The organism is Sulfolobales archaeon (assembly GCA_038897115.1).
GTDB lineage: Archaea > Thermoproteota > Thermoprotei_A > Sulfolobales > AG1 > AG1.
Map to the genome: position 1 here is coordinate 12,702 of JAWAXC010000006.1, position 22,226 is coordinate 34,927.

Here is a 22,226-nt window from a genome sequence, read left to right on the forward strand (position 1 = left end):
CTCATTTGGTGTTTAAAATATAAGCTTAGAAATAGAGTTGATATGGTTGGTGAGAATATGAAGAGGTATGAGCTCCCCCCACTCCCATACTCATATAATGCCCTCGAGCCATACATAATTGAAGAGATCATGAGGCTCCACCACACAAGGCATCACCAGTCATATGTTAACGGTGCAAATGCAGCTCTCGAGAAAATTGAGAAGCATATGAAGGGAGAGATCCAGGTAGATATAAGGGCGGTGCTGAGAGACTTCAGCTTTAACTATGGTGGGCATATAATGCACACAATATTCTGGCCAAACATGGCTCCCCCAGGGAAGGGTGGTGGGAAGCCTGGGGGTGTTACAGCAGATCTTATAAACAAGACATTTGGGAGCTTTGAGAAGTTCAAAGATCTATTCTCAGCAGCTGCTAAAAACGTCGAGGGTGTTGGGTGGGCTGTACTTGCGCTAGATCCTCTAACAGAGGAGCTCAGGATCTACCAGGTGGAGAAGCATAACCTACTAATCACATCTGGAGCCATACCAGTTCTAGTGCTAGATGTGTGGGAGCATGCATATTATCTTCAATATAAAAATGACAGGGGTTCCTATGTGGATAACTGGTGGAATGTAGTCAACTGGGATGATGTAGAGAGAAGAGTTAGATCAGCTCAGAATCATGGAAAAGCCTCACTGGGTCTATAGATTTTTTATAGCCAGCTGCTATCTCTGATCTCACAATCATTTCACCTTACAACTATAAGCCCTTCTCTAGGGTAGGGAGGAGATCAGATATAAGGGAGTATCCCGAGAAACGTCTTAGCAAGTGAGGATTATGAATATTATTAATCCATCAACCTCTGAAGTTGTTCTTCAGCTAATTCAAGATCTATATATTTTTCTAGTGATTAGTTTCTATGTGAGGGAAGGTAGTGGGTTTGGGATTAGATTGTATTAGATTGTATTGTATCGTTGTTAGGGTTAAAGGTAGAGGTTGCTATATTGCTGGAAATGTAGGTGTTGAATAATGTCTATAGATGGGGGGAAGGACATTGGATAGGCAGCATCACTCTATAAATATTTGTGAGGGCTATTATCTAGAACTTATAGATGGTAGTATATGGGCTGTGAAAGGTTGTTGTCATGATGGCGAGAGGATTGCTGCAGTTCCTAGGCTTGTTGGGGGGAAGAAATATAAAGGATATGGCGAGGCCATGGACATCGCTGCTAGGATATATAGATCCTATTTCGTAAGGCCTCCTTTTACAGCAAGGGAGATCCCCATGATCCCTCTGAGGGATGTTAAAAGGGTCATATCACCTTCTAAAATACCTATGTGTAGTAGTTATACAGATCTACATGGGATTGCTAGGGAGATTATCAGGATCCTCGATTCAGCAACTGGTAAGTCATGGTTAATAACTGGGAGCCTCCTATATTGTGCTCCAGATGATATGTCTGATATAGATGTTATCACATATGATGCAGATCAAAAAGATCTTCGAGTTATTTTTAAGCTAATAGAACAGGGGATCTTTAGGAAACCCTCATACTATGAAGCGCTTAAAGAAGCCTTAGAATCAATTGAAGGTGTTGATATCCAGCTAAGGATCTCTAAGATCCTTAATGGTATAAATACTCTATATTATAATGGTAAAAGGGTGACTATCCAGCTTGTCAGATGTGATCCTATTAAAATGTCTAAAATCTGCTCTGAGAAGATCTCTAGCACCAGCTATGCCGCTATATTAAGGGTAAAGGATCGTTATGATGGCTATAGCTCACCCTATCTCTATTCCCTAGAGGTTATGAAGGTCTTCAGAGGACCCCTTTCAATGGGTGAGGAGCTATATGCATACTCACATAGAGTAAGATATGCATCACTAGCTAGAGGTGATGAAATTGCGTGCAGCGGGGTCGTCGAGATCGGTGTTGATGGGACTAAATATATAAATTTAGATCTTGGCCTATGCTCTAAAGAATATCTAGATCTTATGTAAGATGTTTGTTATAATATGGGATATAATTAAAGAGTTTTGAAGAATTTACCGAGGATTTATATATATGCTTTATGGATAAGCTTATATAGAAGCCATACAACTATGATTTGGTGGCTATAGTGGCAGCCTATGGGATCCCGGTTCTCATATTAAAGGAGGGGACACAGAGAACAGTTGGTAGACAGGCTCTGAGGAGCAATATTCTAGCGGCTAGAGCACTTGGAGAGGTTCTGAAGACTAGCTTAGGGCCTAGGGGTCTTGATAAGATGCTTGTTGATAGCTTTGGAGATGTTACAGTAACCAACGATGGTGCGACCATTGTAAAGGAGATGGAGATACAGCATCCAGCAGCTAAGCTCCTGGTTGAAACTGCAAAGGCTGTTGATGCAGAGGTTGGAGATGGAACCACCTCTGTAGTTGTTCTTGCTAGTGCCCTTCTTGAGAAGGCTGAAAGGCTTCTAGATCAGAATATACATCCTACAATAATAATTGAGGGGTATAAGAAGGCTCTAGATCATGCGCTTAGGATTTTAGATGAAATAGCTATTAAGGTTCCTATAAGCGATATAGAGACTCCAGAGGGGTTTGCAAAGTCTAAGGAAGAGCTTAAGAAGGTTCTCAACTCTATTCTGGCTAGTAAATATATAGCTACACCAGATGTTATAGATAAGCTGATTGACATGACTGTAGAGGCAGCATTGATCGCTACTGAGAAGAGGGGCGAGAGATATGAGGTGGTTTTAGATAATGTTAAAATAGAGAAGAAGAAGGGAGGATCGCTCTTAGATTCAAGGCTCATAAGAGGTGTTGTGCTGGACAAAGAGGTTGTTCATCCCGGGATGCCTAAGAGGGTTACCAATGCTAGGATAGCCCTTCTAGATGCTCCTCTAGAGATAGAGAAGCCAGAGATCACAGCTAAGATCAGCATAACCTCTCCAGAGCAGATAAAGGCATTCCTAGATGAAGAGGCTAAGATGTTGAAGGATATGGTGGATAAGATAGCTGCTGTGGGAGCTAATGTTGTGATCTGTCAGAAGGGTATAGATGATGTTGCACAGCACTTCCTAGCTAAGAAGGGTATTCTAGCTGTTAGGAGGGTTAAGAGGAGTGATATGGAGAAGCTCGAGAGAGCAACTGGTGGGAGGATAGTGACTAGTATAAGGGATCTTACAGAGAAGGATCTAGGATATGCCGAGCTCGTAGAAGAGAGAAAGGTTGGTAACGACAAGATGGTATTTGTAGAGGGGGCTAAGAACCCGAAGGCTGTAACAATACTGCTTAGAGGAGCAAATGACATGATATTAGATGAGACAGAGAGAAGCCTGAACGATGGTCTACATGCTGTGAGAAATATCATTAGAGAGCCAAAGATCGTGGCTGGAGGCGGTGCGGTTGAGGTGGAGCTTGCCCTGAGACTTAGGAAAGTTGCTGAGAGTGTTAGTGGGAAAGAGCAGCTTGCATTCCAGGCATTTGCAGATGCTGTAGAAGAGATCGCGGCAATACTAGCAAGTACTGCGGGTATGGATGTGCTTGATACAATAATGAACCTCAGAAAAGCCCATGCAGAAGGAAAGATACTAGCAGGAATAGATGTGCTAAATGCAAAGATCCTAGATGATATGACAAAAATAAACGTAATAGACCCAGTGCTTGTTAAGAAGCAGGTGTTAAAAGCAGCTGTTGAGGCAGCAACATCCCTCCTAAAGATAGATGATGTGATAGGAGCTGCTCCAAAGAAGGAGGAGAAGAAGGGAGAGGAGAAGAAAGGTAAAGGAGAAGAAGAGACAAAGACCCCCGAGCTAGACTAAAATAGGTATTTATATCCCTACCAATGAGATTCGATCATTATTAGATCATTGGTTTTATTTTTAGCCTTTTTATATCCTAACCTCTCTGTTTTTAAAGCATGCCTTAGATCTATATCTCCGCCTCAGTAAGCGGTATAAGCTCTTCCTCACCATTGGGATATCTTCTTCGAATAACCATAGGTAGCACCTTTCTCCGTATCTCCTCCTTAGCTATCTCAATAGGATCTCTGATTCCGAGCTCCTCGATATCTATAAGGGGTGGGGCTCCTAATGAGAGTTGGAGAGCTCTAGCAGCTACTGCTCTAGCATATTCATATCTAGTGAGCTTTTTACCTCTAGCCCTATATACTGGGATCATTGTTATAAACTGCTCTGCAGAGCCCAATTAATCCATCCAGAGATTCACTATTTCTTAGAAGCCCTATAATTTTTAATAGCAGATCGAGATTTCAGGTTTATATGAGGAATTAATATTAAGCTTCTCTTCTAGATACTTTGCGAATTTCCTAGCATTATCACCACTTCTATATGCATCTACAATCACATATCTAGGTCTAGCTCTATCTATATATGTTATTAGATCCTCGAAATCTGAGTGTCCACTATATGAGAAGATATATGTATTCCTATCTATCATCCTATATAGCTCCCTCTCCCACCCGCTTAGATATACCACAGTATGTCTATACCCATTATTACTAAATATATTGTTGGGCTTCTTAGAGGACGTATGTGTGAAATATATATACCAGCCCTGCTTAACGATCTCCTCGGCTTCTTTAGTGCCCTCTAAAAATAGATCACCGATTTTAACACCATATTTCTCAGCCACCTTCGATATCCTATACACCTTATTCCCAGCTATATATGGAGCAGCGATCCCGTATCTCCTTAGTATCTCCATAACCTCTTGCTGCTTACCATAGTAAGCTTTTATAATGATCGGACCTCTAGATAGCAGCTCACTCACAAAGTCCGCTAATAGCTCATCAATGATATCCTTATAAGGCCTAACATACTCTGGAGAGCCATATGTTGCTTCTGTAACCACTATATCGCTCTCACGAATCTCGGTTCCCGATATAGGATCCTTAAAGTCACCGGTATATACAGCGGAGAAGCCTGTCTCGGAAACAAAATACGCCTGGATCGAGCCTATTATATGCTTACTCCTAAGGATTTCAAGTGTACCATCTTCCAAGCGGATCTCATCTCCATATTCAGCCTTATACATCTTGTTACTTGGTATATCTATACCTAGGATACTCATTATCTCTAAGGTTGCTGGGTGTGCGATGATCTTGGGACTGCTCTTTATCGACTCCCCAATATCGAGCATATGATCTGAATGAGCATGTGTCACAACCCTTATCCTATGCGCCTCATGCCCATCTATAGATAAGCTCTTACCCAGAAGCACAGCCCCCCTGCAGGTTATAGTTGCACCAACTATCTCCAAGATCTCTAACCCCAGGTTATATCAGCTCTACACATCCTCCCACATCGAATATGGGCTTGCACCCCCTTGTGAGTAAATATCTTACTTAAACATATCTTTAAAATATAATCATAGTGAGTATTCACCAAGGATCCTGACCCAGATAAGGTTGGATTTCGGAGGCTTAAAAGTTCAACCTCATCATAAGGGGTTTATGATCGCTTTAACGTATTACAACACTTACAAGCTTAATCCCATAGGGATAAAAGGATTAATGCTTATGATCATCTGAGCTAATGCTCTCCTAAGCCCTAGTTGCGGGTATCTTTCTCTCAATTGCTTTACATCTCTATCACGTATTTAAAGGAGGGTTTTCTCTCTTATTATTGGTTGGTTATGTGAAGCAGATTGGGAGAGAACTACTAAGAGGCGGATCACTACCCGATGTCCCCGAAGCTATATATAGGTGGGCTTGCCCTAACTGTGGATTATCATCACCCACCAATCGTCTAGCAGCAGGGATTCCATGTGAAAGATGTATTGATGCCTCATACATTAGAAGACTTCCTATAACAAGTTCTATTGAGGAGCTCCATAGATGGGTTTATAGTGTTTTAAAGGAGAAGGGTAGGCTCGAGAAAAGATCTGTGATAAGCTATGAATCACTCATTAAGGTTGAGGATAGCGTTGATAAGTTTTCAGAGCTATTTAGAAAATGCATCGGCAGGGATCCCTGGAGTCTTCAGAAGATGTGGGCTAAGAGAGTTATAACTGGTTCTAGCTTCGCCTTAATAGCCCCCACAGGTGTTGGAAAAACAACCTTTGGGATCATAATGGCGATCTTCTTAGCTCTAGAGAGAAACTGGAGATCAGTAATTATTGTTCCTACAATACCACTAGCAGATCAGCTATATAAGAGAGCCAATGAGTATCTGGATAAGGCTTCTCTAGGAAAGGCTGTTAGGGTTGAGGTTTACCATAGCAGGATCCCGCAGCAAGAGCGTAAGGAGGTTATTGAGAGACTCTCTAGAGGAGAATTCGATATATTGATCACAACATCGGCATTCTTTAGAAATGAGGATAACACATCCCTGATAAAGGGGAAGATAAACTTCTTCTTCGTAGATGATGTAGACTCCATACTTAGAGGCGGGAAGATATTGGATCATGTTCTATATACCATGGGTATAGAGAGGGATGTAGTTGAGAAGGCCCTAACTATAGTGGATCTCAAGGCTAAGGCTGCTTTTAAAGAGGATAGTGGGGAGATTCTAGCAAAGATCTCAGATCTTAAAAAGGATATAGAGAAATCCAGGAGAAAAGATCTAGTACTGGTTATAAGCAGCGCTACAGGTAGAGCACGGGGAAGGAGGATAAAGATCCTTAGAGAGATATTTGGCTTTGAGATAGGGGCTAGATATGATGTAATTAGAAACGTAGCAGATCTATACTATGTGGCCGGAGATAAGGAAGATCTCGTAGATATAGCGTCTAAACTAGTTAAAAAGCTAGGATCTGGTGGGATTATATATGTACCTAAGGATCTAGGTATAGAATATGCTGAGAAAATATCAGAGATACTCTCGAAAAGAACGGGTTTACGCGTTGCACCTCTAACGAGTAGGAATGTGAAGACAATAGATGGATTTGCAAATAGAGAGATCGATGTTGTGGTTGGTGTATCAACATATTACGGTGTTGCAGTAAGAGGAATCGATCTTCCTGACGTGATTAGATATGCTATATTCCTCGAAGCACCTAGACATAGAATAGCTCTTGATATAAAAGAGATAGAGATCCAGGATATACCGAGGATCCTAGAGTTAGCAATCGACATTATAGAGGATAGTAATAAGAAGGAAGAGCTCACAACAACGCTTAACAAAGTGTTAAAGATTCTGAGGAGAAGCTCTCCAACATATCTCAAGGAAGCATTTGAGAAGGCTAGAAGGGGAGAAACTTCAAGCTGGGCAGAGAGGGTTCTTAAAGAGGCTATAGATGCTGTGAACTCTGTGATCTCAGAGCCAGGATTTCTTTCTAAGCTAGAGAGAAATCCATATACAAAGGTTGAGAGGGTAGGAGATAGAATATATGTATATATCCCTGACTGGGCTACATATATACAGGCAAGTGGTAGAACCTCTAGACTATATGTAGGAGGTATTTCAAAGGGTTTATCGATAATTTTGGAGAAAGATCCTAGAATGCTTAGGGGGCTCGAGAGAAGGCTTAAAATTATCTCTGATGAAATCAGTCTTAAAAGGCTTGATGAGGTGAATATAGATGAGATCCTTAGGGAGATCGATCTTGACAGGGATAATATTAGAAAGGCTAGGCAGGGAATTCTACATATATCTCTAGGAGATCGCGTTAAGGAGCTGACAAGAACAGTACTTATCATAGTTGAATCACCTAATAAGGCTAGAACAATAGCTAGCTTCTTTGGCAGGCCAAGCGTTAAGGAGCTAGGAGAGATCAGGGTTTATGAGGCTTCATTAGGTAATCTAACCCTCCTCATCACTGCTAGCGGTGGGCATTTATATGATTTAGCGGTTGATGATCTAGATAACTATCTATATTCAAAACAGAGATCTCTGTATGGGGTTATAGTAGAGAGTGGTAAATATATCCCAATATATACTACGATTAAAAAGTGTAGAAGATGTGGTAATCAATTCACCAATGACTCTTTAGAGGGGGAGCTTAGATGCCCAATATGTGGTTCTAATGATATTAGGGATAGTAGAAGCACTATAGAGGCTCTTAGAAAGGCTGCTCTAGAGGTTGATGAGATCTATATAGCTACTGATCCCGATACTGAGGGTGAGAAGATAGCTTTTGATCTCTATATAGCTTTGAAGCCCTATAACAATAGAATAAAGAGGATAGAGTTCCATGAAGTAACTAGGAGAGCTTTTATCAATGCAATTAATAATCCAAGAGATATAGATCTGAATAGGGTTAGGGCTCAGCTGGTTAGGAGGATAGAGGATCGATGGATAGGATTTATATTATCACAGAAAGTAACAGATCATCTAAAGGAGGAGGAAGAGCTAGATCTCAAATATAGGCTCAGCGCTGGAAGAGTTCAGACACCTGTTCTCGGCTGGGTTGTAACATCTACTAGGGAGCATAAGAAGGGGAAGTACTTTATAGCGAGGCTACAGATAGGTGAGAGAGAGCCACAGTATCTATTGGAAATACCTCTCAGCATGTTTACCAGAAAACCAAATATAGGTGATAAGGTTACAATCCACATAGATGTTGTTGAGAGCCATGTTGAGGAGCTAAGTCCACCGCCTCCCTATACAACTGATACCATGCTTGTAGATATATCGCAGTATCTAAGAATCCCTGCTCCAAGGGTTATGGATATCGCTCAAGATCTATTCGAATTGGGTCTCATAACATATCATAGAACGGATTCCACAAGAGTATCTGATTATGGGATTGAAATAGCTAAATCATATATGACTGAGCTAGGGAAGCTAGATCTTTTAAGGCCTAGAAGATGGGGAGAAGGGGGTGCGCACGAGGCTATAAGACCTACAAGGCCTCTGGATCTTGATATGCTAGGTAGGATGTTGGCTGAGGGGTTGTTAGATATTAGACTTTCAAGGGATCATATGAAGGTATATGATCTAATCTTCAGAAGGTTCATCGCGAGCCAATCTATCCCAGCTAAGGTTAAAGTCTGTATTATAGGTTTCGAGGTAAGGGATAGCTCGGGCACGATAGCTCAGGTGACCTCTAAAGAGATATGCGATATAGTTGAGAAAGGGTTTATGGAGTTCTATAGCCATCAATACAGGCTATTCCCCAAAACCCTTATAGGCCGAGATGTTGAGGTTGTGGTTAGCTCTGAGAACTTTAGAGGTGAGAGGCTATATACACCTGGAGATCTTATTAGGATGATGAAGCATGAGGGAATTGGAAGGCCTAGCACATATGCTAAGATAGTTGACATAATCCTTAGAAGATATATCGTGAAGAGCTTCTTCAAGAAGACAGGGTATCTGGTCTCGAATAAATATGGTAGGAGGGTCTATGACTATCTATCTAAGGAATACAATGCTCTAGTAAATATAGATAGGACTAGGAAGCTGGAGGAGAAGATGGATCAGATCGAGAGGGGTTTAACAGACTATATAGAGGTGCTTAACGAACTATATAATGAGCTCAAAAGCTATAGACTAGTTGAGGGTGGGTAGAATGAGAGGAGTTGGAGAGGATAAGATGATAATAGCTGTCCCCCATATGAGGATAAGATATAAGATGAAGAGGAAAAATCTAGAACGAGTCTATGAGATCCTTACTGCGGCGAAAGAGAGAAGATCACGACTAGTAATACTCCCAACACTATTCCACCTGGGACCTGTGCTTGATAGCATTGGGGATGTAGATCCTAGGAAGCATTTTAAGAAAACATATGCGGAGAAGATCCCTGGAAGCACTACAGAGATTCTAAAACACTACTCAGAGAGAACAGGTATCCCTATATTAACAGGGCCTATAATAGAGAGGGCAGGTCCTAGACTATATAGCACATCGATCTTTATAACACCTAATAGAGGTGTTGTTGCAAAATATAGGAAAATAGCTCTTGGCCCGCTAGATCTTGGGTTGATATCGTCTGGAAGCGAGCTAGGGGTCATAGATGTGGGGATCACTATAGGTATTATGTGTGAAGAAGATCTCCTAGCACCTGAGATAGCACACGCACTAGCTATAGCGGGATCAGAGATAATAATAACTTTCATGAGGCTCAATGAGGAATTTAAGAACTATAGAAGCCTATTAATAGCAAGATCGATTGAAAACTCAGTCCCAGTAATCGGGGTTGGGGGTATCGTATCCTCTAATAGCCATGACTACTTTGAGGTTCCAACAATCATAGTAGATCCTAAGGAGGGTGTAAAGGAGGAGATGAAGGGATTTGAAGAGACAATGTTCTTCCTAGAGGTTGAGAGGCGTGGAACTCCCAAGAGAGATATTAGGAGGGATATAGCTACAGTTAAAAAAGTATATCTCTGGCTAAGGAGGAAAAAACTTTTGGGAATGGAGGTATAACTCTCTATTTCTATTACTATTTACATAGTGATTTGAGGTTTAAATAGAAAGGGTTGGTGAAGCTAACTATATATGAAGGATCTATATATTTAAAGTGATAACTTTATTATCTTCCCCTTCTTATCTCTGTAACCATAATCATCATTTTCGCTATTCTCGGATTTTCTCTCACCATGCATATCCCATAGCTCTCTTCTAAGTAGCTCTCTAATTGCAGCCCTTATAGCCTCACTTCTAGAGGTATATCTACCTGTATTAACAAGCTCTTCTAGACCTTCTAGATAGCTTTCCGGTATTTTAACTGTTATGATCCGCACTTCAACCACCAATTAATGTTTACAATAATTATTTGCTTATAAAAATCTCCCCCTAATATTGGGGTAGCGTTGGATAATAACCTTGTGAAATTTAAGACCTCTAGTATTACTGTTTGGAAGGGTCTAATCATCTATGGCAAGGAAGGTTCATTATCTAGATCTACTGGGCCTGGCTATAAATGGCCTCCTAAGATCTGTTAAGATGGAGAGCTGCAGCGATGCGGGATCAAAGATTCAAAAGTCAAAGATCATAGGGGTTACTCGAGATAATGAGCTTATCGAGACAGAGTGTATTGAGTATCATAGAATTGTTAGAACATGGATCATAATAAAGCACTATGATAGATGGGGTAAATACATGGTGACTGAAGACAAAGTAATAGCGCCAGATATCGATACACAAGAAGATCCTAAAGAACATTAGACTCCCTCTTAGCCTTGACTATGAAGAACTATCAAACACTCACGATCCCTTCTTATAAAACTATAGATAATACATCGGCTTAGGAATTTACCTCAAAACATTCTTATCTTCAATCGACCTATTCTCATTCTAGAGAAGACTTAAGCCTTGTTCGAAGAGAGTTTAATAGCGGTAGAAGTCTTCAAAAGCTTAAAATCCTTTGAGATGATTGAATCCGCTTTTGTAGAATCACCCTAGAGTGATGTTAGGAAGATCGGTGGAGTGGAAGAAATTATGATAAGCCCTAGCGTGGAAGGCTATCCTTAGGGGTTGGTCTTCATTGCAGTTCATCGTGTTTTATATCTCCGCTCGCCCTCATACCTCTTATGCTCTCTCCACACAGCCTACGGGAGTTAACCTCCCATCGGGGACGTGGAGAGCTTCCTCGGGCAGCTTCCTCTCCCCCGCATTGCTCATAGAGTTCATAGCGCCGCCCTCTAGCTAAACAGCCAGCTATAAAACTTATGCACTGGGTTATGTGGAGGGTGTTTAATAGGTATAGGTATATGGTATCTCCATATCTAATAGACTTAAGAAGACTGTGCAAAATTGATATCAATATTTTTATAAATTAACATGAAACCAAAAACAGCAGTTAAGAGCAAAAGGCGCCTTTTATGCCTCATATTTGTTAAATAAAAATCCCTGTGGATCTAGCTCGCTATATAAATATGTTCTAAGGGAAAGCATATCGCCTGGACTAATCTTTATTACTTTACCTTTATCTATATAGAGGATATAGAGTTCATCCACCTTGGCCTTCATGAGATCCTTTATATCTATTGGCGGGTTTTTATAATACTGATTAATAGTCTCCATCAGCTTTATTAATTCATCCACCTGCCTCATAGATGGCGGCTTTAATAGGGAAACCGGTATAGGGGGTATATAGTATATTGGAAATGCTAGGGCAAACACATCGCCTTTGGAACTATATCTAGCAATTTTACTGGCTATTCTGGCTTTTAGATATTCGATCGGATCTATTGAGTGATCTGCTGGCGTAAATCCTGTTTCAATCTCAACCACCAGCTTCTTACCCTCTCTAATAGCAACTACATCGGCTACTAAATCACCAACAGGGGCTTCAACATCGATATCCTCATAGCCGTTTTTAGCTAAATATGAGGCGACGAGGATCTCCATTATGCTATGATTAATAGATATAGATCTCTTACGATTAAGATCATATAACTTCCATGCAAGCCTCAATAGGAGATCTCTCGCCTCACGTGATATATCTCCTAGCTTATCTAAATATATAAAAAGAGAGAGGAAGAGCTCCTGCGATATTTTACAAACACCCATAAGGATCTTAGATGCAAAAATAATAAGAAATAGGTATATGAAGTAATAGAGCACTAACATCTGGATCATAGATCCTAGCTGTAGGAATTCAACAAGGTAATACCAAACAACCCCAATCGATTTTCAGATCTGGCTGGTATATTTTAAAGATTTTTCTTATAAAAGCTCTCCCACAGCTATAGATATAATCTCTACCTATGGAGAGATAGAGCATTGTTTAGGGCTTTATATAATTTTAATGGGTAGTTTAAGGTAGGTGTTGAAGCGCTCTGTTTAAGAGCTTATATAGTTGAGATTATTAGGTATTCTATGTCTTCCCTGTAGAGCTCTCTTCCTGAGCGATCATCAGTGCTTTTGCAATATCTCCACCAGCCCTTTCCAAAATCTCCTTTGCTTTCTCATATGTAATACCTGCCTGTTCGGCAACAAATCTTATATCGTCTTCAGATATACTGATCCCGGTTTCTTCCTTCCTCGCCTCCGCCTCTCTTATTTCCTTTACCTTGGTTCCAATTACTTGGAATATCTTTTGATCCTTTAGAGTCATGATTAGAACCTGGGGATCCTCTATCATTATCTCTCTATCATCGGTTTCTATCAATACAAGCTTCACACCGCGTAACTCCTCAACCTTCAAACCCATTTTTCTAAGCTGTCTCTCCAGATCCCTTGGTAATGGGAACATTCTTTAGAACCCTACCTAATATGGGTTAAAGAGAATATATTAGCTCCAATATACTTCTAAATATGAAGAAGATGAATCAGAAGATACATATTCTAGGTGCAGGAAAAGAAGTTGGTAGAGCTGCTATAGCCATAGAAAAGGCGGGTAGATATATACTTCTAGACTATGGGGTAACTTTTGATGAAAGAGATATACCTATGCTACCACTCACAATACCCCCATCTAGTGTTGATGGAGTGGTGATAACACATGCCCACCTAGATCATGTTGGAGCAGCTCCCCTACTATATATCTCAGCCAAGCCTAGATCCTATATGACGCCAATTACAAGGGATATATCAAGGCTTATGCTATATGACTTCCTGAAACTATCATCATATTACCTACCTTTCGAAGCCAATGAGGTTGAAAAGTTTATGGAGAGCGCTATATCGGTAAAATATAAAGATGAGATCGATGTAGGGGGTTTCAAAGCAGTCTTTAGAGATGCAGGCCATATACCGGGGTCAACGTCTGTTCTCCTAGACACAGGAAGCAAGAGGATCCTCTATACAGGTGATGTGAACACCATAGAAACAAGGCTAGTAGGCCCTGCAGATCTTGCTGGTCTTGATGCTGAGGTTTTGATAATAGAGGCAACATATGGGGATACAGATCATGCTGAGAGGAGTGTTGTAGAAGCTAGATTTATCGAATCCATTAAGGAGGTGGTTGAAGATGGAGGCACGGTTTTGGTCCCAGCATTTAGCCTCAGCAGATCCCAGGAGATTTTATCATTGCTAGCCGAGAAGCTTGATAGCGTTATGGTTAGCTATGATGGGATGATAAGGCCTATTACCGATATTATGTTGAGATATATAAACTATATAAGGAAGCCAGAATTGCTCAAAAAAGCCAACGATATATTTGTCCAGGTTGATGGGTGGAGTATGCGTAGAAAGATATGGAGAGAACCAGGAGTTATAGTAGCTAGTGCTGGCATGCTTAAGGGGGGCCCTGCCCTTTACTATCTAAAGAGGCTTGCAGGGGATAAGAAGTCAGCTATATTCTTAGTAAGCTATCAGGGTAAGAACACCCCTGGCAGAATGATCCTTGAAAAGGGGGTTTTCATGGAAAACGGCCCTAGGGTGGTAGCTAGGGTTGAGTGGTTCGACTTCTCAGCACATGCAGGGAGATCTGGCCTCCTATCTATTGTAAAGGGTATAAAAAGTCTTGAAAAGGTCATAGTGATCCACACGGATCCAGATGTTGGCTCTTCATTCGCTAATAGGGTAAAAGAGGAGCTCGGGGTGGAGGTTATCCTCCCAGGAATAGGAGATGTGATTGAAATATAGCTCTGCTAATATAGATCCCCTAGCTATCCCTTAAACTCGACTAGTATATCGGCAATTGCTCTGCCAACCTCTATAAACCTCTCCCTAAGCACATCTAGCGAGGAGAGCACAGATACACCTTTAACAAGGTTATCGCTAACCACCAAGACACAGGCAGACCTCATACCCCTTAGCCTGGATATGGTGAAAAGCGTTGCACATTCCATTTCAACTGAAAGCACGTTTCTAGAAGCCCATTTAGAGACAAACTCAGGATTCTCAGCATAGAATGCATCAGAGCTATATACTGCACCTATATATACGCGATAACCTCTACTATTTAATAATCTTTTATATATTAAATATGTTAGCTCTATATCGGGTGAAGCTGGGTAGAAACTATCATTACCTATATACATACCCATCGCACCTCCTATAGGATATGCAGCTCCATCGGCAACAACCACATCCCCTATATCTATATGTGACACCAACGCACCCGTGCTTCCCAATCTCACAATATATTTTGCTCCAAGCATATGTAGCTCTTCAAAGACTATTGCAGCCGAAGGACCTCCCACACCATGCGTTGCTATAGTGAGGGGCTCCCCCATATAGAGCCCTGTATATATTAAGAAACCTCTATACTCATTCACAAGCCTTGGCTTTTCAAGTATTGTTGATGATAATACCCTAGCCCTATTAGGATCACCAACAGCTATAACCCTAGGCGATATATCCTCTCTACTAGCTAGAATATGTAGGGGCTTCCTCTCACCCCCCATCGCTTCTCCCAACATCATGTTATATAGGCTCTAATAAGGTAGTGGTGCTTCACTAGACAATATCTTATGCTAATATATTGCCTCTAAGATCTAAAAATATTTAGAGGAAGGAGGGTAGAGTGGGATATCTCCTAGGAGGTTTTGGAAAGGAGATCTCTTCATCTCTATGTGTAAGATGTAAAGGCTATAAGATGCTCTGCGGACTACCAAGATGCCCCTTAATAGTGAGGTTAAGGGCACAGGCAAAGGTATATGTTAAGATTGTTGGAAGAGATGTTGAAGGTTCTACACCTCCAAGTGGTGTTGTTGGTGAGAAGGACTACCCGGTGGTACCTGTGTTAATAGGTATACCACCTGGTGTTATCGGTGATGAGGCCTCTATATATGATTCCCCTGAAAAATGGTGGGGTGTCAAGTCTCTGGAAGATATAATAGAGCTTAGATCAAGTGTTGTAGCAGCATTAATAAAAGCTGATGTTAGGAATTACCAGAGGTTAATAGATCTTGAGATACCCTTTGCAATGGTATCGTCAAAACCAGTTGATACAGAGGCTAGCCTTGCTAGAGCTCCCACCCCTGTAAAGACACTAGATCCTATAATAACACCCCACGGCCTCTTAGCAGTAGCTGATAGGGTTAGGGTAAACAGTAACCCCAGCATACCTAGAAGTGTTGAGAAGATCTATGGTGATGAGTTGAGAGCATCAGAAGCTATATGGGAGTTATATATGGGGGGTGTCTCAATATATACAATACAGAGAGCTCTATCCTTCGGCCTTCTAGGTCTTCCTAGGAATAGAAGGCTTGTCCCCACTAGATGGGCTATAACAGCTGTTGATAGTGTTATATCATCTAAGCTTCTGAGATCTATTAGGACATATAGCTCTGTAAACGATATAGAGCTATACCGAGGAGAATATCTAGGAAACAGGTTTTGGGTTATAATACAGCCAGGTCCATATAGCTTTGAGTGGATAGAGATCTGGCATCCTAACACGATATTTACAGAGGGGGGAAGAGAACCGATTGTTATAAGAAATAGAGAGGGTTTCAGTGGAGAGCCTCTCTTCATGGATGGAGGATACCACGCAGCTAGGTTAGCTGTTCTAGAACATCTTTATAGAAGAGGTAGGAGGGCATCGATAATTGTTGTAAGGGAGATCACACCAAGATACTATGCCAGCGTGGGTAACTGGCACATAAGGGAGACGGTTAGAAGGATTCTGGAAAAATCTCCGGAGAAGGTATCCACAATATCAGAGGCTATATCTACTGTAGAGAGTGAACTGCTAGCAAATATGATCAGGCTGGGAGATAAGGCTCGTGGAAGGCAGCAGACCCTTGATAGATACCTCGGGCCGAAATGATCCTAGTCCATTCTAACTTACTTGTGACAATAGATGTATTCCTAGTAATTCCTTTCCTTTGCTCCAGCTATTTCTCTACTCCTCAGGCTGCTCTGGCTCTTCCTCCTTCTCCACTAGATCTAGGAAGATCTCATAGTATTCTTCCTTCTCCTGCTCCAGCTCTTCAATGCTTCTAGATATACCTCTAGCCTCGCTAATCTTAGATGTTGTTTTAACCCTTAAGCTTCTATCTGTCTCCCTAGATATTGTGTATCCCCTTAAAGCGTCTCCCGACGCCTTTTTCTCATATCCACATTTGCTGCATTTGAGATACACACTCTCCCCTTTCTTAGTTGGCATCATAACTCCTCCGCATTTGGGGCAAAATTCCATCTCGAGATATCACCTCCAAGCTAGAAAAATATAGCGCTAAGGGGCAATATATATTTAACTAGCTTTGGCCTTGCCAGGCTTTATCTTCCTATTAGTTGGCTTATTATAGCCTTCTCAGCTTTTTCTTTCGCTCTATCTATTGATAACACGATCTCGTTATATGTCTCTATCTCCTCCTCTATCTTTGAAGCCTTCCACCTAGCGTATTCTATAAATGCTTTTAGAAGGAGCCTGACTAAGGTGTATTTAGGCCCTTTTATATAGAACTTGGATATTATATCCTCGCCCCAGTATATCGAGTGCCAGAGAGCTTTTCTCATCGCCTCTATATGGGCTCTGGTTAGCTTAAGTCCTTTGATCCCTGACTTTTTATCTACTTTAAGAGCCCCCATAGGCACAAAGATCATTGGCACAACGATGCTCCTATACTTCCTAATTCTATCTAGAAGCTCGACGGTTTTCCACACATCATCCTCCTCCTCGCCTGGAAGTCCAAGTATGAATGTTGCTGCTGGTATAATTCTATGTTCATGCATTATGGCGAAGGCCTCCTCAGCGATCTCTGGGTATTCCTCGACTTTGAAGGGCGCTGCCTTAGCAGGCATTATTATCTTAGCGAGCCTAGGGGATCCTGTTTCAAGGCCCACCTCAACCCCTATATAATCCTGCTCACCTTTGGAAAACACTATATCCATTAGCTTGCTTATTAGCTTATATCTCCTCTGAGCAACAACGATAGCTGCTAGGGAGGCGTGGCTCCAAGCTATTGTCTTATAGTGTTTAAGCGCTAGCTCGTGGAGCTTGATCAAGGGCTCTGGCTCTGGTATCACTCCTTGTGATCCATAGAGGAGAACATCGTCGCTGTGAAGTATTCCATGAACTATTCCATGCCTCACATTAACGAGGATCTCCCTCTCTATCTTCTCTAATGGGTAATGCCTAAGGGTTTTAAGAGTAACTGAACAGAAACTACAGCCTCTAGGACATCCCCTCATTATCTCGACGAGCCCGTTAACACTAGGATTCTTTATCTCTGGGATTTCCTCAACATCTGGAGCCATATTAGCTCCAACGAATATATAGTTAGGAACCTCCCTACCCTCCAATAGATCTTTTACGAGGGGGACTATAACCTTCTCAGCCTCCCCATCTAGGACAACATCAACCCCAAACCCCTTCCATAGATCGGGCTCCCAGAACCACTGCCACGCCGCTGGCCCACCAGCAACTATTTTAAGACCCTTCTTCTTAGCCCTCTTTATAGAGGGCCTGCTCATCAGCTTTATAAAGCTTCTCCTGTTAACAGGTTCCTTACCTGTTATAAGCCACCACTCAGAGCTAGGTGGGCCGAATGCGAAGTAATCGTGATGCCCCACCATTAGGATCTTTGCGCTCTCTACATAGCGATCTATATAGTCGGGGTCTATCACAGCAGCGTTAAAACCGCTCTCAAGAAGCTTGGCCTCAACCTTTCTAAGGCCATAGGGAGCTACGAGGGGCCTCCCATATCTATCAACTCTAGGTTTAGGGCAGCAGAGATACATCCATAGAAACTCGGGAAGCCCTACACTTGGGCTTGTAGCCATGAATCCTATGAACTCCTTACCATGGTGATCTGTCATCATAGTCCTATCTGTAGTTATTATTATATCAAAACGATTGCTTCCCATACCGCTCATTAAATCACCTTCTTTCCTAAATATTCCGCAATATCCCTTATAAAGATTTAAATTCGTGATAACGGGGTTATCACAGAGGTGTTATTAATTAGGTATTAGAACTTAACGATCTTCATTAGCATTGAGAGAAGCTTCAGCTATAAAGGAGAAATATTTGTGGTAGGGAACTCATAGGGGGAGATTTTTGAAGGCAGCAATACTAGCTGGGGGATATGGTAAGAGGTTAAGACCTCTTACAGATGATAAGCCTAAACCCCTTATCGAGGTGGGTGGAAAGCCCATCATAGTTTGGCAGATCGAGTGGCTTAAAAGACATGGTATCAAGGATCTAGTGATTCTAGTTGGGTATAAGAAGAACATGATTATAGATGAGCTGGGATCAGGAAGCAGATATGGGGTTAGAATTTCATATGTAGTTGAAGAGGATCCCCTAGGAACCGGTGGGGCTCTAAAGAATGCTGAGCATATATTGAGTAGGGAGGAGATGTTTCTACTGATAAATGGAGATATAATAACCACATTGAATCCTCTCGAGTTAGTTGAAATACTGAGGAAAAATCCCGTAGCTGTTGCATCAATAGCGGTGGTTCCCTTAAGAAGCCCCTATGGAGTTGTTAGGGTCAACGATAGTGGGAATGTGACTAGCTTTATAGAGAAGCCGATAATCCCAGATTATATGATCAATGCTGGTGTATATGCTATGAAGCCCACTATATTTGACTACCTACCAGAGAGGGGCGATATAGAGAGAACATGCTTCCCTAGACTAGCATCTGAAGGGAAGCTCCTGGCAAAGATATATGGGGAAGATGTTTATTGGAGATCGATAGATACTGTAAAGGATATAGAGGAGGTGGGGAACGACATATCGGGAGGTAAGCTAGTCCTCTAGGTGGCTCTAGCTATGTATAGTGTAATCCCGCTAAGTGGGGATCCAGGTATTGGGGAGAGGGTAGCATCACTTCTAGGTGGAGAGGTTGTAAAAGCATTTACAAAGGAACATCCTGATGGCGAGCTATATCTAAGGCTAGAGGGGAGGGTGGGGGGTAAGAGGGTTCTAATAACCCAGTCTATGTACCCCATGCAGGATAGAAAATTCATCGAGCTACTATTAGCGATAGATGCTGCAATCAGAGGTGGAGCCTCCGAGGTGGATCTCTTAATAAGCTATCTAGCATATGCTAGACAGGATAAGGTCTTCTTAGAAGGAGAGCCTGTATCGATAAATGTGATTCTGAGGAGCATAAAAGATCTAGGTGTGAACAGGGTTTTTGTCGTAGAGCCCCACTCAGATATACCAAAGAGAATCTATGGGGAAGGATTCATCGAGATAGATGGTATCACACCCCTTGCCTCGCAGTTTAAAGATGAAGAGGAGCTCGTAGTATTTTCACCAGATATAGGTGGTGTTGAAAGAGCTAAGAGATTAGCATCGAAACTATCAAATGTATATGGTGTATACTATATTGAGAAGCAGAGAGATCGATATACAGGTGAGGTTAGATCCTTTATTAAGGAGGAAATAAACCTTAGAGGAAAAAAAGCATTAATAGTAGACGATATAATAAGCACTGGAGGAACCATAGCTAATGCTGCTAAATTAATACTCGAGAGGGGAGCTTCTAAGGTATATGTTGCATGTGTCCACCCAATATTCGTTAAAGGTTCCGTTGAAAGGATAAGGGATGCTGGTGTTAGCAGAATCGTCTGTGGAAAAACTGTTAAACACTATGTTGAAGGAGTAGAATATATAGACCTATATATGCATATATATACAAAAATCACAGAGATCCTATCTCTAAACATAGGGTATCACACAGACTCTAAGGGTTCCAGTGTCGTTTGATCTTCTGTTAGTATCTCTAACCTCAGCCTTAAAAGGGCAAGGCTTTCAGATGTAAAACGCCTCTCTAAGGATCCCCACAGACTTTTAATAATAGCTAGCTCTATTTTCTTAGAAGCTAATAGCTGGATATTCAAATGAGGCTTAGATAGATCGTATTATGTGGAGGGCATAGCTATGAGTAAGGAGAGCTGTATTTTGAGGGAAATCATGGGGGCTTCCCTCTCTTCATTAGAGTATATACCGCTAACCCTTTACAGGCCTTATGGATTATCACTCATACTATGGATATGGTCCGGCGATCTAGGGGTGGAGGGATGTAGAGGATGTCCCTGGCCGGAGGCATATGAAGCTAAAGAGTCTCTTGATTTAATCGAGATCCAAGCTAGTTCTATTATAGAAAGGGGGAGGAGACTTGATATAGATCTGATCTTTCTTCATGGAGGCGAACCTATGTACAAGCCATGGTTCCTATGCCTATCTGAAACACTTGCTAAAGAAGGCATTAGCCTAGGCGTTAAGGCTAGGTTTGATATTCTATTAAAATATGGATTTAAAGAAATATTAGAGGCTAGAGGGCTAAACGCTATATTGATTGAGGTTCCTCAGAATATTCCTGGATCTAGAATAGAATCGGTGTTAACAGAGATCATGAAAAAGGCTCTTAATAGAAATATATATATAGAGATTTTAGTAACAGATCTGATCTCTCCTCTAGATAGTGATATGAGAGATCGTATAAAGAATATATTAGAGCAGTATAGGATCGCCATCGATAATCTAACTCCATCAAGGCCAATTCCTATAGGTATTTATGCAGCACACCTAGAAGAACATGATGTACTATCTATAAGAAAAATCATTAGGGAGATATGTGTTGGAAAAGCCACATGCTATATAATTGAATCTAATAAAAAGATATATCCAGACTATATCAAGTGTCCTACATGTGGAGTAGAGGTGGCTAGGAGGAGCGATATACTTGTTATACCTTTAATTACAGATGTAAAGTGTATGTCGTGTGGAAGTCGAATCTTCATGCATAGTCCTCATAGAATTAAGAGGAGATTTCCTGTAAATACGCCAATATATCTTTTACCCACTCTTCACTGAGATGTGAAGAAGGTTTATAGCTGAAAGCCCTACTCTTTAGAGGAATTAGCTAGACATCCAGTTAACATTTTTATATGGTATATTAAGATGTCTAGCCACCTGCTCAACTAATTTACCATATTTCGAGGATCCTTTGCTCAGCCTTAGCTTGAGCTTCTCATATTTAGCTCTTATCAATATATTACCATTAGCATCATATATAGATATATAGCCTTTAACATGTTTTCTTGGGTTCATTGTGAGATCGATTTGAACATATAGCTCATCTCCTTTGGAACCCTCTATTAAAATCTCATAGGCCTCTCCAACAGCGTATAAGGGCTTCACAGGGTTTTTAGATCCTGATGCTGGATATATACCTCCAGCTCTTACTATCAACGCTATCCTCCTTCTCTTATGAAGACCCCTTCTACTCTCAGACTTCTCCTCGCAGAGAATGAATATATTGCCTTTCCTCCCTGGTGTACACATAAGCTCTATCTACCACTAAGCTCACCGCTTCAAGAGTAATATTTAGCTCATCTAGAAAGTGTCTCCCTTTTTGCATTGTTTTCAATAGCTTTTTGATGGCTTTGTTTATGGGCTAGGGCTAGCCCTTGGTATGTGATTGTTTCAGCGGCTTCGGAAAAGGATCTGTTCTATGTAGCTTCATATTTGGTTTTAAGCATTGAGACGTATTTATT

General features: G+C 41.3%; 20 protein-coding genes. 11 read left to right on the plus strand and 9 right to left on the minus strand.

Translation table 11 applies throughout. From position 1 onward, the window contains the following. The first annotated feature begins 57 nt into the window (after positions 1-57). From QXE01_01760 to thsA, 3 genes are all read left to right on the plus strand, one after another. Positions 58-687, plus strand: coding sequence for a superoxide dismutase (locus QXE01_01760; protein MEM4969959.1), 630 nt, complete (start codon positions 58-60; stop codon positions 685-687). 347 nt (positions 688-1,034) lie between these two features. Next, on the plus strand, positions 1,035-1,982 hold the full coding sequence (locus tag QXE01_01765; GenBank protein MEM4969960.1) for a hypothetical protein: 948 nt from the start codon (positions 1,035-1,037) through the stop codon (positions 1,980-1,982). Positions 1,983-2,101: 119 nt separating this feature from the next. Next, positions 2,102-3,790: a thermosome subunit alpha gene (gene thsA, locus QXE01_01770; GenBank protein MEM4969961.1), complete on the plus strand. Its 1,689-nt coding sequence runs from the start codon at positions 2,102-2,104 to the stop codon at positions 3,788-3,790. A gap of 109 nt (positions 3,791-3,899) precedes the next feature. Here the strand turns inward: thsA and QXE01_01775 are convergent, their stop codons facing one another. Both QXE01_01775 and QXE01_01780 read right to left on the minus strand, forming a co-directional pair. Continuing rightward, positions 3,900-4,148, minus strand: coding sequence for a DNA-directed RNA polymerase subunit K (locus QXE01_01775; GenBank protein MEM4969962.1), 249 nt, complete (start codon positions 4,146-4,148; stop codon positions 3,900-3,902). A gap of 72 nt (positions 4,149-4,220) precedes the next feature. Beyond that, positions 4,221-5,249 (minus strand): MBL fold metallo-hydrolase, encoded by a 1,029-nt coding sequence (locus QXE01_01780; protein MEM4969963.1) that lies wholly within the window; start codon positions 5,247-5,249, stop codon positions 4,221-4,223. A gap of 377 nt (positions 5,250-5,626) precedes the next feature. On the opposite strand from QXE01_01780, the gene rgy reads away from it, so the two are divergent. Beyond that, the gene (rgy, locus tag QXE01_01785) at positions 5,627-9,439 is read left to right on the plus strand and encodes a reverse gyrase (protein ID MEM4969964.1); all 3,813 of its coding nucleotides are present in this window, start codon (positions 5,627-5,629) and stop codon (positions 9,437-9,439) included. 1 nt (position 9,440) lies between these two features. After that, a complete protein-coding gene (locus tag QXE01_01790) occupies positions 9,441-10,298 on the plus strand; it encodes a carbon-nitrogen hydrolase family protein (GenBank protein MEM4969965.1) in 858 nt (285 codons plus the stop codon). An 89-nt stretch (positions 10,299-10,387) separates the two neighbouring features. On the opposite strand, the gene QXE01_01795 is transcribed toward QXE01_01790, so the two are convergent. After that, positions 10,388-10,615, minus strand: coding sequence for a ribbon-helix-helix domain-containing protein (locus tag QXE01_01795; GenBank protein ID MEM4969966.1), 228 nt, complete (start codon positions 10,613-10,615; stop codon positions 10,388-10,390). Positions 10,616-10,748: 133 nt separating this feature from the next. Between QXE01_01795 and QXE01_01800 the strand changes: the two genes are divergently transcribed. After that, the gene (locus QXE01_01800) at positions 10,749-11,039 is read left to right on the plus strand and encodes a hypothetical protein (protein MEM4969967.1); all 291 of its coding nucleotides are present in this window, start codon (positions 10,749-10,751) and stop codon (positions 11,037-11,039) included. Between the two features lie 654 nt (positions 11,040-11,693). On the opposite strand, the gene QXE01_01805 is transcribed toward QXE01_01800, so the two are convergent. Both QXE01_01805 and QXE01_01810 read right to left on the minus strand, forming a co-directional pair. Beyond that, positions 11,694-12,455 carry a hypothetical protein gene (locus QXE01_01805; GenBank protein MEM4969968.1) on the minus strand — a complete coding sequence of 254 codons (762 nt, stop codon included), beginning with the start codon at positions 12,453-12,455 and terminating at the stop codon, positions 11,694-11,696. 238 nt (positions 12,456-12,693) lie between these two features. Further along, complete coding sequence (locus tag QXE01_01810) at positions 12,694-13,071, minus strand: nascent polypeptide-associated complex protein (GenBank protein MEM4969969.1); 378 nt, start codon at positions 13,069-13,071, stop codon at positions 12,694-12,696. Positions 13,072-13,142: 71 nt separating this feature from the next. Here QXE01_01810 and QXE01_01815 point away from each other — a divergent pair, with 71 nt between their 5' ends. Beyond that, positions 13,143-14,405: an MBL fold metallo-hydrolase gene (locus QXE01_01815; GenBank protein MEM4969970.1), complete on the plus strand. Its 1,263-nt coding sequence runs from the start codon at positions 13,143-13,145 to the stop codon at positions 14,403-14,405. Between the two features lie 23 nt (positions 14,406-14,428). Here QXE01_01815 and QXE01_01820 read toward each other — a convergent pair whose 3' ends face one another. Next, entirely contained in the window at positions 14,429-15,169 is a 741-nt protein-coding gene (locus tag QXE01_01820; protein ID MEM4969971.1) for a purine-nucleoside phosphorylase, read from the minus strand. 119 nt (positions 15,170-15,288) lie between these two features. On the opposite strand from QXE01_01820, the gene QXE01_01825 reads away from it, so the two are divergent. Beyond that, a complete protein-coding gene (locus QXE01_01825; protein ID MEM4969972.1) occupies positions 15,289-16,536 on the plus strand; it encodes an Nre family DNA repair protein in 1,248 nt (415 codons plus the stop codon). A 75-nt stretch (positions 16,537-16,611) separates the two neighbouring features. Here the strand turns inward: QXE01_01825 and QXE01_01830 are convergent, their stop codons facing one another. Together QXE01_01830 and QXE01_01835 are read right to left on the minus strand one after the other, a co-directional pair. Then, positions 16,612-16,908: a DNA-directed RNA polymerase subunit M gene (locus QXE01_01830; protein MEM4969973.1), complete on the minus strand. Its 297-nt coding sequence runs from the start codon at positions 16,906-16,908 to the stop codon at positions 16,612-16,614. A gap of 80 nt (positions 16,909-16,988) precedes the next feature. Next, positions 16,989-18,587 (minus strand): radical SAM protein, encoded by a 1,599-nt coding sequence (locus QXE01_01835; GenBank protein MEM4969974.1) that lies wholly within the window; start codon positions 18,585-18,587, stop codon positions 16,989-16,991. A gap of 184 nt (positions 18,588-18,771) precedes the next feature. Between QXE01_01835 and QXE01_01840 the strand changes: the two genes are divergently transcribed. From QXE01_01840 to QXE01_01850, 3 genes are all read left to right on the plus strand, one after another. After that, positions 18,772-19,479, plus strand: a complete 708-nt coding sequence (locus QXE01_01840) for a nucleotidyltransferase family protein (protein ID MEM4969975.1) — start codon at positions 18,772-18,774, stop codon at positions 19,477-19,479. Positions 19,480-19,491: 12 nt separating this feature from the next. Then, positions 19,492-20,433 (plus strand): ribose-phosphate diphosphokinase, encoded by a 942-nt coding sequence (gene prs / locus QXE01_01845; protein MEM4969976.1) that lies wholly within the window; start codon positions 19,492-19,494, stop codon positions 20,431-20,433. A 174-nt stretch (positions 20,434-20,607) separates the two neighbouring features. Beyond that, positions 20,608-21,543, plus strand: a complete 936-nt coding sequence (locus QXE01_01850; protein MEM4969977.1) for a hypothetical protein — start codon at positions 20,608-20,610, stop codon at positions 21,541-21,543. Between the two features lie 45 nt (positions 21,544-21,588). Here QXE01_01850 and QXE01_01855 read toward each other — a convergent pair whose 3' ends face one another. Next, positions 21,589-22,014 (minus strand): hypothetical protein, encoded by a 426-nt coding sequence (locus QXE01_01855; GenBank protein ID MEM4969978.1) that lies wholly within the window; start codon positions 22,012-22,014, stop codon positions 21,589-21,591. Between the last annotated feature and the right edge of the window lie 212 nt (positions 22,015-22,226).

Excerpts from the sequence above, each read along its gene's own strand:
- QXE01_01800 (MEM4969967.1), top strand. The coding sequence starts at position 10,749 with ATGGCAAGGAAGGTTCATTATCTAGATCTACTGGGCCTGGCTATAAAT.
- QXE01_01830 (MEM4969973.1), bottom strand. The coding sequence starts at position 16,908 with ATGGAATTTTGCCCCAAATGCGGAGGAGTTATGATGCCAACTAAGAAA.
- QXE01_01850 (MEM4969977.1), top strand. The coding sequence starts at position 20,608 with ATGAGTAAGGAGAGCTGTATTTTGAGGGAAATCATGGGGGCTTCCCTC.
- QXE01_01810 (MEM4969969.1), bottom strand. The coding sequence starts at position 13,071 with ATGTTCCCATTACCAAGGGATCTGGAGAGACAGCTTAGAAAAATGGGT.
- QXE01_01790 (MEM4969965.1), top strand. The coding sequence starts at position 9,441 with ATGAGAGGAGTTGGAGAGGATAAGATGATAATAGCTGTCCCCCATATG.
- QXE01_01815 (MEM4969970.1), top strand. The coding sequence starts at position 13,143 with ATGAATCAGAAGATACATATTCTAGGTGCAGGAAAAGAAGTTGGTAGA.
- QXE01_01775 (MEM4969962.1), bottom strand. The coding sequence starts at position 4,148 with ATGATCCCAGTATATAGGGCTAGAGGTAAAAAGCTCACTAGATATGAA.
- QXE01_01805 (MEM4969968.1), bottom strand. The coding sequence starts at position 12,455 with ATGATCCAGATGTTAGTGCTCTATTACTTCATATACCTATTTCTTATT.
- QXE01_01760 (MEM4969959.1), top strand. The coding sequence starts at position 58 with ATGAAGAGGTATGAGCTCCCCCCACTCCCATACTCATATAATGCCCTC.
- QXE01_01855 (MEM4969978.1), bottom strand. The coding sequence starts at position 22,014 with ATGTGTACACCAGGGAGGAAAGGCAATATATTCATTCTCTGCGAGGAG.
- prs (MEM4969976.1), top strand. The coding sequence starts at position 19,492 with ATGTATAGTGTAATCCCGCTAAGTGGGGATCCAGGTATTGGGGAGAGG.
- QXE01_01820 (MEM4969971.1), bottom strand. The coding sequence starts at position 15,169 with ATGGGGGGTGAGAGGAAGCCCCTACATATTCTAGCTAGTAGAGAGGAT.
- QXE01_01835 (MEM4969974.1), bottom strand. The coding sequence starts at position 18,587 with ATGAGCGGTATGGGAAGCAATCGTTTTGATATAATAATAACTACAGAT.